The sequence below is a fragment of the Streptomyces sp. A0642 genome (assembly GCF_004795105.1).
GTDB lineage: Bacteria > Actinomycetota > Actinomycetes > Streptomycetales > Streptomycetaceae > Streptomyces.
Map to the genome: position 1 here is coordinate 27,272 of NZ_SSBL01000017.1, position 16,654 is coordinate 43,925.

The following is a 16,654-nucleotide window of genomic DNA, read 5'->3' on the forward strand; positions in this document are numbered from 1 at the left end:
CCGGCCCAGGGCGCTCGGTCGCCGGCCGGCCCTGAGGCCGTCCCGTCGGGGTCTGTGCGGCCGGGGTGTGTGCGGCCGGGCTCTGGCCCGGCTGCCGAGACCGCCCCGGCGAAGGGGGCACCGGAGACGAGGGGGCCGCAGCGGGCGGGGCCGCGTCCGGGGTCTGCCGCTGGACCACGGGCAGCGCCGGGCCCTGCGGCTCGGACGCGCCGGAGCGTACGACGCCGGCTCCGCCGGGCAGGCCGAAGGAAGCCGCTCCGGGTGGCATGTCCCGCAACGGCTTGCCCAGGCCGGGACGTACTGGAGGAACGGCGGGCAGTCCCGGGCCCGAACCCTCGCCTGCCCCGCCGGTATCCGTCCGCCCGGGCACAGCCGCACGCTGAACAGCTGCCGCAGGCGGGGTGGTTGAGGCCGGCGCCGCGGCCCGCAGGGTCCGCAGGCCCGTCACCGGCCGACGGGCGACGGTCAACGGCGGTGCGGTGCGCCGGGGACGGACCGCGGCGGGCCGCACGGCCGTGGCGGTTCGCGTGTCCGCTGAGGCGCGGACCTGCGGAGCGGCGGACGGCTGCGCGTCGCCCGAGGGGTCCGCGCCGGGTTCCGGGGCGGGCCGCGGAGCAGCCGCCCGTCCGCTCCCGGCGGTACTCCCCGCCGCAGTCCCGGCGCGCTTGCCGCCCGACCGCTGGACCACGGCGAGAGTCCGCTGCCTGCCGGTCACACGGACAGGGGCGGCGGACGGCGTGGGCTGTGCCGGGGCAGCGGACGGCGCGCGCTGCACGGGGGCGGCGGACGCCCCGGGCGGCACCGGCTCTTCCCGGCCTCCGGCAGCGCGCAGGAGCAGGGGCGGCCCTCCGGCCGCGGCGGGGCGGGCCACGCCCGGCCGCGCGACCCCGTGGATGAGGCCCACCGGCGCGGACGGCAGCACGGCGTGGCCGAGCTCGCCTCCGTACGCGACGTTCTGCCACGAAGCGAGCCCGGACCTGAAGCGCAGTCCGTCGCTCACCCCGATCGACGACCTGGCGACGGTCACCGTGGGCGGCGCGACCCGCCGCCAGCCACCGTCCCAGTCCGCGTCGGAACGCCCGGGCGGGGCGTCGTCCGGCGCGGGCACCGGGGCGTGGGCGTCGGCCGGGGCCACGCCCGGGGCGGGGGTGCCGGCCTGCCGCCGGCTCCCCGTACGGAACCAGTTGCTGAACTCCACGCCCTCACCCGCTCTCGTTGACGCGGGTGTTGATCCGCGCTATCTCCCTCACCCACTCCTGCCGCTCACCATGGGTGAGGTCGAGGATGTCCTCACGCTGCCAGTGGAAGTGGTAGGCGATGTACGCGAGCTCCTCCCGCAGCCGGGAAGGCGCGTACGTCACGATTCCCCCAGGCGTTCACCCGAGAGGTCCACCTCGAACGACCCGTGGCACAGCGGGCACGTCACCGCGGCGTGGGTGTGGCCCTCGCTGTTGATGCGGCGGTAGAAGTCCTGGAGGAACGCCACGTCGGTGGCGTACATCCGTTCCACCACCCCGGCGTGCACGTCGGTGACGGTGCCGAGCCGGGTGATCACCTGGCTGAGCAGCACCACGCTCAGGTACGCGGGGTTCTCCTTGACCCGCAGGTCGATCTGCGGGCGCAGCTCGTCCCGGGCCGTGGCGAGCCGCATCGACCCGCTCCGGTGGACCTGGCCCTCGTCGTCGACGTAACCGCGCGGCAGCTCGAACTCGAACTCCGTACGCAGGTCCTGCCGTTCACGCTCCCGGGCGGGAGGAGGCGCCGGGGCCTCCTCGCGCGGGGCGGGCGCGGCGGCGGCGAGGCTGTCGAGGACCTCGTCGAGGCCGCCGCCGGAAACCGTCCTGCGCCTCATTCGACGACGATCTCCTCGAAGGTGATGGTGACCGTCTCCGTCGCCGCGCTGGACTCGCCGGCCTTCAGCGAGGGGCCCTCCCACTTGCTGGCCCAGCCCTGCATCAGCTGGATGCGGCGGACGGTCTCACCCTTCGAGTCCTTGATCTCGATGGTGAGGTTCTGCCGTGCGGTGTCGACGGCCCCGTTGTTGAGCGTCTCCTTGATCCACTTGGTGAACTCGCTGCTCTTGTCGAGCCCGCGGGTGATCGTCACCTCGCCGGCCTGCCGGGCACCGGGCTGCTTGCGGATGATCTGCTTGCCCTCGGCGGTCACCTGACGGACCTCGACGACTTCTTCCTCGACGGTCAGACCGCTGATCTCCTGGATCGATTCCACGAGGTAGCCGCCGAGCTGCACGCCGAAGACGTGGGTGGAAAGAGCATCGCCCTCTGCCATGACTGTGTGTCACCTGTTCTGTTCGTTGCCTGCGGGGGTCGCTCCTCGCCGGGGACGGCGGGCGCGGGTCACTCGTCGACGAGGCTGGTGCTGTCGGAGAACTGCGCGAGGCGGAAGATGACGAACTCCGCGGGCTTCACCGGGGCGACGCCGATCTCGCACACGACCTGGCCGAGGTCGATGGACTCCTGCGGGTTGTTGTCACGGTCGCACTTGACGTAGAACGCCTCTTCCGCCGTCCGGCCGAAGAGCGCCCCCCGGCGCCATTCCTCGGTGAGGAACGCGGTGACGTTGCGCCGGATGCTCGACCAGAGCCGGTCGTCGTTCGGCTCGAAGACCACCCACTGGGTGCCCAGGAGGATGGACTCCTCCAGGTAGTTGAAGAGGCGGCGCACGTTGAGGTAGCGCCAGGCCGGGTCGGACGAGAGGGTCCGTGCGCCCCAGATGCGGATGCCCCGCCCGGGGAAGGCGCGGACGCAGTTGACGCCGATCGGGTTGAGCAGGTCCTGCTCGCCCTTGCTGAGGCGGAGTTCCAGGTCCAGCGCGCCGCGGATGACCTCGTTGGCGGGGGCCTTGTGCACCCCGCGCTCGGCGTCGCTGCGCGCCCAGACGCCGGCGACGTGGCCGCTCGGCGGGATGAGGGTCGGGCGGCCGGTCGCCGGGTCGAGGACGTTGAGCCACGGGTAGTACACGGTCGCGTAGCGCGAGTCGTAGCCGGCGTCCTCGTTGCGCCAGGTGCGGACGCGCTGGGCGTTCATGCCCGGCGGCGTGTCCAGGACGGCGACCCGGTCGCCCATCTGCTCGCAGTGCGCGATGACGGCCAGCTGCACGGCCCGCACGCCCTCGGCGTCGATGTCGCCGCGGCGGTGGGCGCTCATCAGGTCCGGGACGGCGACCATGGTGATCTCGTCGATCGCCTCGAGAGCCGCGATGCCCGTACGGGCCGACGCGTCGCCCACGTACTCGCTCGGGCCCGAGCCGGCGGCGGCGCCCGTCTCCGGGGCGGCGGGCGCGAGGGAGAGGCTCTGCTTCTCGGGGCGGGTCTGCGCCGCACCGGGCTGCTCGGTGACCTCGATGAACTTCGACTGACGGGCCTGGGTGACCAGGTAGCCCTTGACGTTCTTGCGCACGGAGGTGTCGTACGTCTCCACCACCTTGCCGCCCTGCCGCACCAGCAGCCGGAACCGGTCCTCCGGAGGGTTCTCGCCCTCGGGGTCGGCGGCCTCGACGGACAGGCCGTCACCTGCGCCCGGCCGGGCGGAGATCAGGAAGCCGCCGAGGGCGACGGGCGGGGCGGCCGCGGGCGCGGGGCCCTGCGCCGCGTCCTCGGCCGGGCCGCCGATGCGCACGATGTACGCGGCGCCGCCGCCGTTGCTGAAGTACCCGTGGACGGCGAGCGTCAGGTAGGTGTCGGGGGTGAACGTGCCGAAGGTCGCTACGTACTGGTCCCAGCTCGTCACCAGCGTCGGCCGGTGGAAGGGGCCCGTCTCCGCGAACCCGACGAAGGCGGCGACCGCGGTGCCGACTCCCTCGATGGGCCGTGCTCCGGACTGCACCTCCTCCACGTATACACCTGGGGTGAGGTACGACGGCATGCTCGCTCCTTCGGGTGGTCAGTCGTTCGCGTGTTCAGTCTTGCCCGGGGTCGTCTGCGGGCAGTAGGCCTCAAAGTCCTGGCCCCGGGGCAGGGCCGCTGCCTTCCCGGGGCACCCCGGCGGCCGCCCGGGCACGGCTCTCCGGCCGTGGCGCAGGCGGCCTGACGACACGACAGCGACCCCCGCGCGCCGCGCGAGGGATTAGTTTCGGCCAGAAACTACCGGCCCCACGGGCCGTGGCGGCCCGAATTCCCCGCCCGGATCCCCGGACCGAAATATTTCGGTCCCCTCCGGGGAGGGCAGGATCTCCGCAGTTCGGGCGGAGGCTTCCGCCCGCGAAAGGCCGAGTTCACCCCGAAGGGCCCGTATTCGCCTCCGCGAGTGCCCTGTTCAGGATTTCGTTCCCGATTCCGGCCGGTGTGTGAAGAACCACACCCAGGTGAACGGGTGGTTGGACGTTTCCGCTGGCAGGGACCCCGTTTGTTCACACCGGCGGAACGGACGGGCAGGAAACCGGCGCTATCGTTTCTACGGTGCGATATCGCTCAGCACACCACTGACATTGAGTACTTGGTGGCACCCGGAGGCCTGCGTCCCGGTCGCCGGCGTCCCAGGTTTGGAACAGGTCACGGAAGCGGTGACCGTGGCATTCTCCTGAATACGAATGGGGGTGACCCAGTGATAGTCCTGGTTGCGGAACGTCTCCAGCGCGATCGTGGTGATCTTCCTCTCTCCGAAGGAGATCGTCAGCACCCCCTCGTCGCCCTGGAAGTTCGCCACCACGATGTCGGTGACGCCGAAGACCTTCCCCTTGGGAACCCGGTACGTCCCGTCCTTCTTGGCCCCGGCGCCGGTCTCCACGTCGATGGTCTCCGAGCTCTGCTGGGAGTTCGCCGTGCCGATGCCGCCGGTCGTGCCGGACCCGCCCGTGCCCGCGCCGCCGGTACCGCCGGTGCCGTCCGTTCCCGGACCGGTCGCCTTGCCCTGTTCCTGTCCCTGCCCGCCGGCCGGGTCGCCGCCCGTGGCACCGCCGGTCGCCGAACCACCCTGCGGACGCTCCCGGTTCTCCTCCTGCGCCGCCTTGGCCCCCGCCTCCTTCGCGGTGCTGCGGACGGCGGGCCGTACGAGGGCGAACCACGCCACGAGCAGCGCGAGCAGCGCCGCCAGGACGATCAGCAGCCACTTGGGCAGCAGCGGAAGCTGGGCGAACTCGCCGGGCAGCGGCTCCGGCCGGCCGGGCTGTGCCGCCTCGGCGTCCGCGCCCTCGCTCTCCACGGCCACGACCTCGAACGGCCAGGTGGCCGGAGCGCCGAACCAGATCAGCTTCCGGGCCCGCACCCGCAGTCCCACCTCGGCGGACTCGCCCGGCTGCAGGCTCCGGCGTTCAGGGGTGAACCCGAGGCGGAGTTCCTCGCCTTCCTGCCTCCCGGTGAACACGACGTCGACGGGGGTGTTCCCCCGGTTCTGCACCGAGGTCCGGAACCGGGCGCCCAGCCAGCCCCTGCGCCGGCCCGGCTCCAGCTTCGCCCGGAGCTCGTGGAAGGGCTCCACGACCACCGTCGCCTCGGGAACGGCCACCGACTCGGGGTGTTCCGTGGGCAGTACGCGTACACCCAGGGGGACTTCGCCCGCCTTGACCTCGTGGGACCGGGGCGGCGTGAGCCGCACCGTCACGGTCTCGGAGGTGCCGGGGTAGAGGGAGACCCTTGCCGGTTCCACCGTCGCCCATGCCGCACAGTCACCGACCACGTCGAGGGCGTACGCCTCGACGATGTCGCCGTCGTTGCGCACGGTCAGCGTGGTCGTCGCTTCGGCGCCCGGCGACACCGTCACCGTGGGTATGTCGAATTCGGCAGATGTGGTCACGCTGCGACGTTAGGCCGCGCGCCGGTCCCGGCAGCAGAGGCGGGAGGGCAACGTGCGGGCAGGGCCGATGCCCTGGCGGCACACCCGCTGCGCCACCCCGGCCCCCGCCCGAGGGCCAGGTCGCCCTGCGGGGTGCGGAACGAGCGCGTGCGGAACGACGGGCCTACGGGGTATCGGCGGAAGTAGCTGAGAAGGACGACCATGACCACGACGGATATGACGAAGTCGAGGAAGGCGGCCGACCACGGCCGCAGGCCTCCCCTGCCCGAGCCGCCCACGGCGCGGCCCCCGCTGGCGCCCCGGGGGGGCCGGGTCTCCGTAGCGGTGTACGCGGAGGACCTGATCCTGCAGACCGGCATGGTGCAGCAGTTGCGCCTGCGGCCGGAGATCGAGCTGATACCCGAGGAGGAGGCCGACCGCGCCCAGGTCTCCCTGGTCGTGGTGGACCTGGTGAACGAGCCGACGGTCCAGCTCCTGCACCGCCTCCAGCGCAACACCTCCACCCGGGTCGGCCTCGTCGTCGGCTTCTTCGAGGCGAGCGCGCTCCAGACCCTGATCGAATACGGCGTCGCCGCCGTGCTGCGGCGCGGGGAGGCGGACCAGGACCGTCTCGTCCACCTCGTCACGGCGATCGCGAAGGGCGAAGGGGTGCTGCCGGGCGACCTCCTGGGCAAGCTCCTCGACCACGTCAGCAGCCTCCACCGCACGGTGCTGGACCCCCGCGGGCTCTCGCTCTCCACCCTCACGGCGCGGGAGGCGGAGATGATCAGGCTGGTGTCGGAGGGGTACGGCACCGCGGAGATCGCGCAGAAGACCTCGTACTCCGAACGGACCGTCAAGAACGTGCTGCACGAGGTCGCGACGCGCCTCGATCTGCGCAACCGGGCCCACGCGGTGGGTTACGCCATGCGGCACGGCCTCATCTGAGGCGCGGTAGCGGGTACTTGACGCGGCGGTCCCGTCCGGGTGCCCGCGGGGGCAACGGGCGTTGCCCCCGCGGCGTCCCGGGGCCCCCTGGCGGGCCGTCCGGTGCCCCGTGCCGGGCGACGGACCGGCGCGGTGGCGCCCGGGCGCCGGGCCACGACCGCCGCGGGGAGCGGTCCGGGGGCCGCAAAGGGCACCAGGTCTTCCCCCGCTCCGGGTACTCGGGCCCCTGTCCACGCACCCCCGTGCACACGAAGCTGAGGGTGGAGAACCATCGACCAGACTGTGAGGTGGACCGTGGGCGGTCCTGCTGGCCCGGAACGCCGTACCCGGTCGCGCCGGCTGATCGGGGTCGCGGTGCTGCTGACGCCCCTGCTGGTGGCGGGTTCCGTATCCGCCCCGCTGGGCGCGACGGAAGCCGTCGCCGCCTCGGACGCGGCGCCGGCGGACACCGGACGGATCGCCTTCGCGGGCAGCGGGCATCGCAGCCTCGGGCTGCGCACCTCCGTGACGACGTCCAGGGACCTGTTCGAGACGGGTCCGGCGCACTACGACCAGGACGCCTTCGGGCGCGGTGACGTCCTGGTCTTCACCAGCCTCCGCGACGAGGTGAAGCCCCAGGTGTACGTGCGCGGCGCGGACGGCACCGTGCGCAGGCTCACCATCGGCCGGGACGCCGCGCACCCCGAACTCTCCGCCGACGGGCGGACCGTGGTCTTCGACTCCGCCGAAAGGAGACCCGGTTCGCCGGCCCAGCGCGACCTCTGGTCGGTGGGCGTCAACGGCTCCGGACTGCGACGGCTGACGAACTCGCCCGCCAACGAGACCCACCCGACGCTCTCGCCGGACGGCGCCCGGATCGCGTACGCAAGCGACGGCGGCCCGGAACGCGGCACGCAGATCTACACGCGGGACGTGTCGGGCGGGGCGGTGACCTGCGTCAGCGATGCCACCGAGGGCGACGCGAGCGAGCCTGAGTGGAACCCTGTGGACGACGCCGACCACCGGCAACTCATCGTGTACACCCTGCGCCGGACCCCGGAGTCGGACACGGACACCGGGCACCGGCTGCGGATCACCCGGGGCCCCGGGACCGGCCGCCCCCTGCTGACCGGCGCGTTCGCCGGCTGGGGCAGCCGCTCGGCGGCCTGGGCGCCGGACGGGAGCGATCTCGTCTTCCTCAGCCCCAACACGGACTGCGGATGCTCCGTCTACGACCACGTGTACCGAGCCGGCTCCCTCGACAACCCCGTTCCGGTGATGAAGCTCTCCGAGGACCGTCAGGTGCAGTCGCCTGCCGTGATCCAGCAGGGGAACACCTGGAACGTGGTCGTCACCCACAGGACCACCAAGGAGCCCGACCTCGTCACGCTCCAGGACATGCGGCAGGACGGTTCGGACCCCCGCGATCTCAGGATCGACGTGCTGCGCGAGGACCCGAGGGCCTGGTCGAACACGAGTGACGACCCCGCCGTCGACCCGCTGTTCCACCCGGCGGCCGGCTACGACCCCTGGACCGAGCGGCAGACCTACACCCCCGACGGCCGGCGCATCGCCGTGACGCGCTTCGAGACCGTGAACGGCGTGCGGATCCAGCGGATCTGGCTGGCCGACGCCGACGGGAGGAACCCGGCCGCCATGGATCTGGAGGAACGGGGCGCCGGCGACTGGGACACCGACCCCTCCTTCTCCCCGGACGGCACCAAGCTGGCGTTCACGCGGACGTCACCCGTGGGTGACGGGGGGACGCGGACCAGCCGGGTGCTCGTCGCCGACGTCGCCACGCGGAAGATCATCGGCAGGGTCGTCCCGCCCGCCGGGGAGGTGGCCGGCGGCGACGCCCAGCCCGCCTGGTCCTCGGACGGCACCATGCTCGCCTTCACCCGCAACCAGATGATCCGGGGCCTCGGCGGGATCAAGCACGTATGGACCGCCCCGGTGAGGAACCTCGCCCTGCAGCAGGACCTCAGCCGCACCGGCTGCCCCGGCGAGTGCAAGGTGATCGACGACAGCCCCGCCTTCTCCCCCGACGGCTCGGCGATCGCCTTCAACCGCAAGGACCGCGCCGACCAGATCAACCACCGGGCGAGCGTCGTCGTCACCTCGCCGGACGGCCGCGGCTGCCGGGTCGTCCTGCCGTCCGACCGGCGCGACGACGCCGCCGCGTGCGGCGCGGAGATCCCGGACGTGTCGGCGACCGGCCCCTACCAGCCCCGCGACGTGGCCTGGTCGCCGGACGGCGGGCGGCTGGTGCTGAGCTCCCGCCGGGACATCGCGCCGAACTCCCCCGAGCAGCTGTCCGCGCTCGACCTCGCCACGGGCACCCTGACCCCGTTGACCGCGAAGCTGCCCGGCCGCCAGAAGGAGCCCGCCTTCCAGCAGCAGGTCGACCTGACGCTGACCGCGCCGCCCGCCGGCTCCTCGGTGGAGACCGGCTCGTCCACGTCGGTGACGGTCACCGTCACCAACCGCGGTCCCGCCCCCTCACCGGGCACCACGTTCATCGCGGACACCCCGCCGGGTGTCCGCCTGGAGGAACTCACCACCGAAGCCGGTTCCTGCGGCATCGGTTCGCCGAGCTGCGCCCTGGGCGTCCTGCGGCCGGGCGACGCAGTGAAGGTCACCGCACGGCTGACCGGCGTCACGGCGGGGCCCTGGCAGATCGGCTGGTCGGTCACCGGAGCCGTCGTCGACCCGAACCCCACGGACAACGCCGGCGGGACGGGCGTCCGGGTCCGGGCCGTGCCCAGCCTGCCCGACCCGACGCCCTCCGCCCCCCACCCCGCCCCGCCGCACACCTCTCCCCCGCCGCCGGCCCCGGCGCCGCCCGCGCGGCCGCCCGCCCCGCTGCCGCCCGAGCCCGAGGCGGGCCCCGGCGTCGCCGTGCGCGCCCAGCCCAGCCCCGGGTACGTCGGCGGACGGGTCGTCGTGACATACACCGTGCGCAACGGGAAGAACGCGCTCGCCACCGGCCTGCGGCTCCGGCTCGGGCTGCCCGCCGGCATCCCGGTGGCCACCCTCCCGCCCGGCTGCGCCGCCGGGGTGTGCGCGCTCCCCGACCTGGCGCCGGGCGCCTCCTCGGTCCTGCGCGTGGTCCTCGCCCCGGACCACGCCCTGCGGACGTCCGTCACCGGAAGGCTGACGACGACCGGCACGGACGCCGACCGAGGTGACAACGTCTCCCGGATCCCGCTGCGCATCCTCCAGCCCCGCATCATCTCGGTGCCCGCGGTCGGCAAGCCCGGCTTCGTCACCTCGGTGCGCGGCAAGGACTTCCCGCCCGGCGCGCCGGTGAAGCTCGCCTGGAAGCCCGGAATCACCGCGACCGCGCTGCCCACCCGGCCGGGCGGTGACGGCACGTTCATCGCCCAGCTGCTGATCCTGGTGAAGGACCGGACGGGCCCGCGCACCATCTCCGCGTCGGGGCCCGGCTTCAGCCCGGTCACCACCCCGTTCCTGGTGGTCACCGGCACCATCGTCCCGCCGGACGAGGTGGGGCGCAGGTGATCCACGAAGTCGACGAAGGACTGCGGCTGCTGCTCGTCGACGCCGGCCTCGAGGAGAGCGGCGTGGACCTGGTCTTCGACGCCCCGACCCGGGACTGGTCCGCACGGCGCAACGCTCCCACGGTCAGCGTCTTCCTCTACGGCATCCGCGAGGACGCCACCCGCCGCCGCAGCGGCACGACCGACGAGTACGACGAGGAGGGCGTGGTCACGGGGCGGCGGACACCACCGCGCTGGTTCGAGCTGACCTATCTGCTGACCGCGTGGACCAACCGGCCGCAGGATGAACACCGCCTGCTCTCGGAGGTGTTGCGCTGCCTGATCCACACGGACGTCCTGCCCGCCCGGATGCTCACCGGCAGCCTGGCCGCGCTGGGGATGACGGTGGAGATGGAGGCGGCGTCCGCGGGTTCCGGGGACCGTCCGTCCACCGTGGACGTGTGGTCCGCGCTCGGCGGCGAGCTGAAGGCGGCGATCGACCTGCGGGTGTGGGCGCCGCTGGCCGGCGAGGTGACGCCCGTCGGGCCGCCGGTCACCGAGGGCCTGTTGGTGCGGACGGTCCCCGGACGCGACGGCGAGGCCACGGAAGCGGGCCGGCGGCTGCGCTACGACGCGGCCTCGGAGGTCCGCGGGGAGGGCTTCGCCGCGGCACGCGAACGGCAGCTCCCGCCGGGGCAGCGGCTGCGGGACGACGCGGCCTCGGAGGCCCGCGGGCCGGGCGTCGGCGCGGAGCGTGACCAGCGGCTCCCGTCGGCCCGGCGCAGGCGTGGAGGTCCGGCCCGGTGACCACGGCGTACGAGACCCCGGCCGCTCACCGCGAACCGGCCGGCGCACCGGCGACGGACGTCGAGGACCTCTGGGAGCGGCTGGGCCGCATCGAGCGGCGGGTACGGCACGCGGTCGCGCTGCGCCAGGAGACCGACCCGGATCCCAACGACCCGTACCGGGGGCAGTACCTCACCCCCGCCGCGGCCGAGCTGATCCTGGATTCCCGCGACGCGTTCCGCCCGGTCCCGGCGTACGGTTCCGTCCCGGGCCACGGCTCCGACGCCCCGCCGGGGGGCCGGATCGCCGCCCTCGCGGAGCGGTTCGGGCTGGTCGCGCCGGACGTCGACCTCCTGCTCGTCGCGATGGCCCCGGACATCGACGCCCGGTTCGAGCGGCTGTACGGCTATCTCAACGACGACCTCACCCGGCGCAGGGCCACGATCGGCCTGGCCCTCGAACTGTGCGGACTGCCCGCCGCGGGCCCCGGCCGCTTCCGCTTCTCGCCGTCCGCCCCGCTGGTGGCGGCCGGCCTGGTCGAGGTGCTGGAGGGCGAGCGCCCCCTGCTCTCCCGGGTATTGCGCGTACCGGACCGGGTCACGGCCCATCTGCTCGGCGACGACGGCGTGGACGGGCGGCTGCACGGCCTCGTCCGGCTGACGGCCGGGCCGCAGGAGGTTCCGGACCCGTGCCCCACGACGCTGCGGGTCGCGGCGGCGCTGGGTACCGGCAGCGGCCTGGTGCACCTGCTGGACCGGGGCGGCGACCCCGGCAGGCTCGCCGCCGACGCGCTCCTCGCGTCGGGGCTCCGCCCGCTGGTGGTGGACGTCGCGGCCCTGGCCGCCGCCCCGGAGCCGGTGCGGACCGCGCGGATCCTGGCGACCGAGGCACGGCTGGCCGGCGGCGGTCTCGTCGTCGGCCCGCTGGAAGCGCTCGTCCCCGAGCAGCTCAAGGGCGCCCGCCTGATCGACGGGCTCTGCGAGGCGGTCGGCGGCGGTTCCCCGCTGATCATGTACGGGAAGAAGCACTGGGACCCGTTGTGGGCGGGCGAGAGCCCGGTGACGGTCCACGTCCTGCCCGAGGACCCGGCGGACACGGCACGGCGGTGGCGCCGGGCGCTCGCCGGGGCCGGCGCGCCGGAGGGCATCGCCGCCGGTGCTCCGGAAGACCTGGCCGCCGGTGATCCGGGGGGCCTCGCCGGCGGGAGCGCGGCGGCCGACGCGCGGCTCGCCGACGCCATCCGCGCCTACCGGCTCGACTCCGGCCAGATCCGCCGGGCCGCCGCCGTCGCCACCCGGCTGGCCGGGCTCGAGGGGCGGCCGGTGGAGGCCCGGGACCTGCGGACCGCTGTCCGGGCCCAGAACGGGGCGGGCCTGGCACGGCTCGCCCGCCGCATCGAGCCCGCCGTCGGCTGGGACGACCTCGTGCTGCCCCCGTCGACCCGTCAGCAGCTCTCCGACCTCGCGCTGCGCGCCCGCCACCGGGAGCAGGTGCTCGGCCGGTGGCGGATGCGGCCGGGCGGCGGCCGGGGCCGGGGCATCGTCGCGCTGTTCGCCGGGGAGTCCGGCACCGGGAAGACCATGTCGGCGGAGGTCGTCGCGGCCGACCTCGGCATGGAGCTCTACGTCGTGGACCTGTCCTCCGTGGTGGACAAGTACATCGGGGAGACCGAGAAGAACCTGGAGAGGATCTTCGTCGAGGCGTCCGACGTCAACGCGGTGCTGCTCTTCGACGAGGCGGACGCCGTCTTCGGGAAGCGCTCGCAGGTCAAGGACGCGCAGGACCGGCACGCCAACGTGGAATCGGCCTATCTCCTCCAGCGGATCGAGTCCTTCGACGGCATCGCCGTGCTCACCACCAATCTGCGGGCCAACCTCGACGAGGCGTTCACCCGCCGCCTCGACGTGGTCGCCGACTTCCCCGTACCGGACGCGGAGCAGCGGCTGGCCCTGTGGGAACGCTGCCTGGGCACGGAGATCCCCCGCGCGCCCGGCCTCGACCTGCGGACCTGTGCGGAACGGTTCGAGCTCACGGGAGGGTCCATCCGCGCCTGCACGGTCACCGCCGCGTACCAGGCGGCGGAGTCGGGGCGCCCCCTGGACACGGAACAGCTCGTCTCCGCCGTGCTCGCCGAGTACCGCAAGCTCGGACGGCTCGTCCTGGACAGCGAGTTCGGACCGTGGCTGGAGCGGTCCCGGCGCGGGAGCTGACCGGGCCGGCCGGAGGCGCACGAGTCCTGGCCTCGCGTTGCGGCGTCCGTATCATCTGACGCATGACTGCAGAGCCCTCGCGACCCGCCGGCCGTATGCGCGCCTCCGACGCCGACCGCGAAGCGGTCGTGGAACAGCTGCGGGAGGCGGCGGCCGAGGGCCGCATCGATCTCTGCGAGCTGGACGAGCGCCTGGGCCAGGCGCTCACGGCCAAGACCCACGCCGAACTCGCCCCGCTCACCGAGGACCTGGGTCCGGCCGTGTTCGGTTCGGAGGAGCCCCTGACGCTGAAGGGCGGCATCCACGGCGCTCAGCGAACGGGCCGGTGGAAGGTGCCGCCGCGCGTGGTCGCGTACGGCGGCATGGGCGGCGTGCGCCTCGACTTCACGCAGGCCGAGTGCCGGCTGCGGGAGGTCGAGGTCGAGGTCGACGCGCAGATGGCCGGGGTGGTGCTGGTGCTTCCGGCGGGCTGGAAGGCGGACACGGACGCGCTGGACCTCGGCTTCGGCGGCCTGAAGGACAAGACCTCGGGCGAACGGCTGCCGGGCACGCCGGTGCTCCGGGTGACGGGGTCGTGCGGGGCGGGCGGTGTGGTCATCCGCCACGCGAACCTCCGGGAACGCCGCAAGCAGCGCAAGGAGTCGTCGCGGTGAGCGTCGCCTGGACCTCGTTGGTGCTCAGGGTCTGAACACCGGTACTGCTTCGTACCCCTCGTCCTGCCGGAACGTCACCCGCAGCTCCATTCCGATGGTGAGCGCGGACTCCTCGCACTCCACGACCTCCGTCATCATCCGCGGCCCCTCTACCAGGTCGACCACGGCGGCGACGTACGGAACGCGGCCGCCGAACGGTGGCAGGTCGTTGCGGTGGACGACGGACCAGGTGTAGAGCGTGGCCCGCCCGCTCGCCCGCTCCCAGTGCACGTCCTCGCTCCAGCAATGCGGGCAGAACTCGCGCGGATAGTGGTGCGCCCGGCCGCAGGCGCGGCAGCGGCGCAGCAGCAGGTGTCCCTCGGCTGCGGCGTCCCAGTAGCGGCGCGTGAAGGCGTCGGGTTCGGGGAGGTCGTAGCGGGAGGACGCGGCGGGAGCCGAGGCGGGGGCCGGGGCGGGAGCTGGTGTCGTCACAGGGCCGGTCGTCACAGGGCCGGTCGTCGCAGGGCCACTCGTCCCGAGACCAGTCGTCACAGGAACAGTCCGATCGCGTCGTCGAGGGACCAGGTCTGCCAGGACATGGTGAACAGGGCGACGACCGAGATGAGCGCCATCATCGCGTTCTGCCCCTGCTCGGCCCAGTCGTGGATCATCAGGACCAGGTAGAGCAGGTTGAGCAGGAGACCCGCGACGAGGGCGACCGGGGTCAGGAAGCCGGTCACCAGGCCGAGGCCGAGGGCCAGTTCCGCGTACACGACGAGGTAGGCCATCGTCCTCGGGCGCGGCGCGACGATCCTTTCGAAACCGGTCCGGACCGCCGGCCAGCGGTGCTTGCCCGCGACGTCCGCCGCCCACGCGATGCCGGTGCCGCGCTCGAACCAGCCCTTCCTGTCCTTGTGGCGCCAGCTCTCCAGCCACCACAGGCCGAGGCCGATGCGGAGCACGGCGAGCCACTGTGCTCCGTCGAGCCAGATCGTCCGCATGGCACCCTCCCGATCGCGGCCGTCCGCCATATCTGACGGTACGTCAGTTCACCTGATGGGAGGTGGGCCGCGCAAGGGGCGCGCACCGCGCGCTCGTACACCCGTACACCCGTGATCAATTCGCAATCGATTCCGGTCTTGACCGAGACCCATCAAGGGGGTGCCCGATTACGCTCCGAACCATGTCCGACAGCACGTCTGCCTCCGGTAGAAGTAACCCCCCGGTCCCCACCGACATCACCGAGGACCGCCCCGTCTATGTCATCGGCGGCGGCCCGGGCGGGCTCGCCGCCGCCGCGGCCCTGCGCGAGCAGGGTGTCCGCGCCGTCGTCCTGGAGAAGTCCGGGGACGTCGGCGCGTCCTGGCGGCGCCACTACGACCGGCTGCACCTGCACACCACCCGGCGCTGGTCCGCCCTCCCCGGTCTGCCCATGCCCCGCAGGTTCGGCCGCTGGGTCTCCCGGGACGACGTGGTCCGCTACCTGGAGAAGTACGCCGAGCACCACGAACTGGAAGTGGTGACGGGCGTCGAGGTCTCCCGGGTAGACCCGGCCGCGGACGGCACGGGGTGGCGGCTGACCGCCACCGGAGGGCGCGAACTGACCGGCCGTGCCGTCGTCGTGGCCACCGGCTACAACCACACCCCGCGCATCCCCGACTGGCCCGGGCGCGACACCTTCACCGGCGAGCTGCTGCACGCCTCCGACTACCGCAACCCGGCCCCGTACGCGGGCAAGGACGTCCTCGTCGTGGGCGTCGGCAACACGGGCGCGGAGATCGCCGTCGACCTGGTGGAGGGCGGGGCGTCCCGCGTACGGCTCGCGGTGCGTACCCCTCCGCACATCGTGCGCCGCTCCACGGCGGGCTGGCCCGCGCAGGCGACCGGCATCCTGGTGCGCCGGCTGCCCGTCGCGCTCGTCGACCGGGCCGGCGGTCTGATGGCCCGCATCGCCGTGCCCGACCTCGTCGCACACGGTCTGCCCCGGCCGGACACGGGTCTGTACTCCCGGGTCAAGGAGGGCGCGATCCCGGTCCAGGACGTGGGGCTGATCGATGCGGTGAAGGGCGGCCGGGTGGCGCCGGTGGCGGCCGTCGAGTCGTTCGACGGGGACGCGGTGGTGCTGGCGGACGGGACCCGGCTCACCCCGGACGCGGTGATCGCCGCGACCGGCTATCTCCGGGCCCTGGAGCCGCTGGTCGGCCACCTCGGGGTGCTGGACGCGCGGGGCCGGCCGGTGGTGCACGGCGGGCGTACGCCGAAGCAGGCGCCCGGGCTGTACTTCACCGGCTTCACCAACCCCATCAGCGGCATGCTGCGCGAGATGGCGCTGGACGCGCGGAAGATCGCGAAGCGGGTGGGCGGGGGCGCCTGAGCCGGGGGGCCTGAGTCCGGGACGACAATTAATGCGGGGCGCTGCTGGTGGCGTTCGGGTGCCGGGCGCTCGGACGCCGGGCGCTCGGGCGCGGGGCGCTGCTGGTGCCGGGCGCCCGGTGTGGGCCGCCCTCAATCGCCGGGCGGGCTGGAAGGGGTGGCCCTGTCGTGTGCGCACCCGTGGGGGGTGACCCGGGGCGTCTCCTCGGTCGGGACCCGGATCCCTCCGGGGCGTCTCCTCGGTCGCCGAACGTTCCGCCGGTACGCGAAGGGCCAGGGTGTCTGTTCGGCGCCCTGCGGGGGCTCCCCTGCACGGCCCCGGGCCGCTCGGCCGTCCTGCGCCGTGCGGGGCCGCTCCGGGGTGGGGTCGACCGGGTTCGGGGCCCCCGATGATCGCGCGGTCCAGCCTTTGCCTGCACGGTTATTCCTGACGGAGCGTCAGTTCAGTAACCTGACAGTGCGTCAGGTCTCTGCGGACGCCGGCCGGGCACCCC

At 73.7% G+C, this 16,654-nt stretch carries 13 protein-coding genes; 6 read left to right on the plus strand and 7 right to left on the minus strand.

The features are described from left to right. Positions 1-1,202: 1,202 nt before the first annotated feature. The 5 genes from E6R60_RS36800 to E6R60_RS24875 all read right to left on the minus strand — a co-directional run bounded on the left by E6R60_RS36800 (position 1,203) and on the right by E6R60_RS24875 (position 5,726). Complete coding sequence (locus E6R60_RS36800; protein ID WP_167535327.1) at positions 1,203-1,361, minus strand: DUF6760 family protein; 159 nt, start codon at positions 1,359-1,361, stop codon at positions 1,203-1,205. Next, positions 1,358-1,852: a hypothetical protein gene (locus tag E6R60_RS24860; RefSeq protein WP_136328867.1), complete on the minus strand. Its 495-nt coding sequence runs from the start codon at positions 1,850-1,852 to the stop codon at positions 1,358-1,360. Before E6R60_RS24860 ends, E6R60_RS36800 begins: the two co-directional genes overlap by 4 nt. Beyond that, positions 1,849-2,289 carry a phage tail protein gene (locus E6R60_RS24865; protein WP_124720830.1) on the minus strand — a complete coding sequence of 147 codons (441 nt, stop codon included), beginning with the start codon at positions 2,287-2,289 and terminating at the stop codon, positions 1,849-1,851. Before E6R60_RS24865 ends, E6R60_RS24860 begins: the two co-directional genes overlap by 4 nt. 68 nt (positions 2,290-2,357) lie before the next feature. Further along, positions 2,358-3,884 carry a phage tail sheath family protein gene (locus E6R60_RS24870; RefSeq protein WP_136328868.1) on the minus strand — a complete coding sequence of 509 codons (1,527 nt, stop codon included), beginning with the start codon at positions 3,882-3,884 and terminating at the stop codon, positions 2,358-2,360. 528 nt (positions 3,885-4,412) lie between these two features. Then, positions 4,413-5,726 (minus strand): hydrolytic protein, encoded by a 1,314-nt coding sequence (locus E6R60_RS24875; RefSeq protein ID WP_136328976.1) that lies wholly within the window; start codon positions 5,724-5,726, stop codon positions 4,413-4,415. Between the two features lie 225 nt (positions 5,727-5,951). Here E6R60_RS24875 and E6R60_RS24880 point away from each other — a divergent pair, with 225 nt between their 5' ends. The 5 genes from E6R60_RS24880 to E6R60_RS24900 all read left to right on the plus strand — a co-directional run bounded on the left by E6R60_RS24880 (position 5,952) and on the right by E6R60_RS24900 (position 13,808). Continuing rightward, positions 5,952-6,677 (plus strand): response regulator transcription factor, encoded by a 726-nt coding sequence (locus tag E6R60_RS24880; protein WP_240802671.1) that lies wholly within the window; start codon positions 5,952-5,954, stop codon positions 6,675-6,677. 294 nt (positions 6,678-6,971) lie between these two features. Next, positions 6,972-10,181 (plus strand): DUF11 domain-containing protein, encoded by a 3,210-nt coding sequence (locus E6R60_RS24885; RefSeq protein WP_168713670.1) that lies wholly within the window; start codon positions 6,972-6,974, stop codon positions 10,179-10,181. Beyond that, complete coding sequence (locus E6R60_RS24890; protein WP_136328869.1) at positions 10,178-10,966, plus strand: DUF4255 domain-containing protein; 789 nt, start codon at positions 10,178-10,180, stop codon at positions 10,964-10,966. The genes E6R60_RS24885 and E6R60_RS24890 overlap by 4 nt, the downstream gene beginning before the upstream one ends. Beyond that, a complete protein-coding gene (locus E6R60_RS24895) occupies positions 10,963-13,155 on the plus strand; it encodes an ATP-binding protein (protein WP_136328870.1) in 2,193 nt (730 codons plus the stop codon). The genes E6R60_RS24890 and E6R60_RS24895 overlap by 4 nt, the downstream gene beginning before the upstream one ends. A 62-nt stretch (positions 13,156-13,217) precedes the next feature. After that, positions 13,218-13,808: a DUF1707 domain-containing protein gene (locus E6R60_RS24900; RefSeq protein ID WP_136328871.1), complete on the plus strand. Its 591-nt coding sequence runs from the start codon at positions 13,218-13,220 to the stop codon at positions 13,806-13,808. A 24-nt stretch (positions 13,809-13,832) separates the two neighbouring features. Here E6R60_RS24900 and E6R60_RS24905 read toward each other — a convergent pair whose 3' ends face one another. Together E6R60_RS24905 and E6R60_RS24910 are read right to left on the minus strand one after the other, a co-directional pair. Then, complete coding sequence (locus E6R60_RS24905) at positions 13,833-14,279, minus strand: Zn-ribbon domain-containing OB-fold protein (protein WP_206309507.1); 447 nt, start codon at positions 14,277-14,279, stop codon at positions 13,833-13,835. Between the two features lie 56 nt (positions 14,280-14,335). After that, positions 14,336-14,788 (minus strand): DoxX family protein, encoded by a 453-nt coding sequence (locus E6R60_RS24910; RefSeq protein ID WP_136328873.1) that lies wholly within the window; start codon positions 14,786-14,788, stop codon positions 14,336-14,338. Between the two features lie 182 nt (positions 14,789-14,970). On the opposite strand from E6R60_RS24910, the gene E6R60_RS24915 reads away from it, so the two are divergent. Beyond that, positions 14,971-16,161 carry an NAD(P)/FAD-dependent oxidoreductase gene (locus E6R60_RS24915; protein ID WP_136328874.1) on the plus strand — a complete coding sequence of 397 codons (1,191 nt, stop codon included), beginning with the start codon at positions 14,971-14,973 and terminating at the stop codon, positions 16,159-16,161. Positions 16,162-16,654 lie beyond the last annotated feature (493 nt).

Coding starts and splice junctions, on each gene's coding strand:
- E6R60_RS24865 (WP_124720830.1), bottom strand. CDS start 2,289: ATGGCAGAGGGCGATGCTCTTTCCACCCACGTCTTCGGCGTGCAGCTC.
- E6R60_RS24900 (WP_136328871.1), top strand. CDS start 13,218: ATGACTGCAGAGCCCTCGCGACCCGCCGGCCGTATGCGCGCCTCCGAC.
- E6R60_RS24880 (WP_240802671.1), top strand. CDS start 5,952: ATGACCACGACGGATATGACGAAGTCGAGGAAGGCGGCCGACCACGGC.
- E6R60_RS24910 (WP_136328873.1), bottom strand. CDS start 14,788: ATGCGGACGATCTGGCTCGACGGAGCACAGTGGCTCGCCGTGCTCCGC.
- E6R60_RS24915 (WP_136328874.1), top strand. CDS start 14,971: ATGTCCGACAGCACGTCTGCCTCCGGTAGAAGTAACCCCCCGGTCCCC.
- E6R60_RS24870 (WP_136328868.1), bottom strand. CDS start 3,884: ATGCCGTCGTACCTCACCCCAGGTGTATACGTGGAGGAGGTGCAGTCC.
- E6R60_RS24860 (WP_136328867.1), bottom strand. CDS start 1,852: ATGAGGCGCAGGACGGTTTCCGGCGGCGGCCTCGACGAGGTCCTCGAC.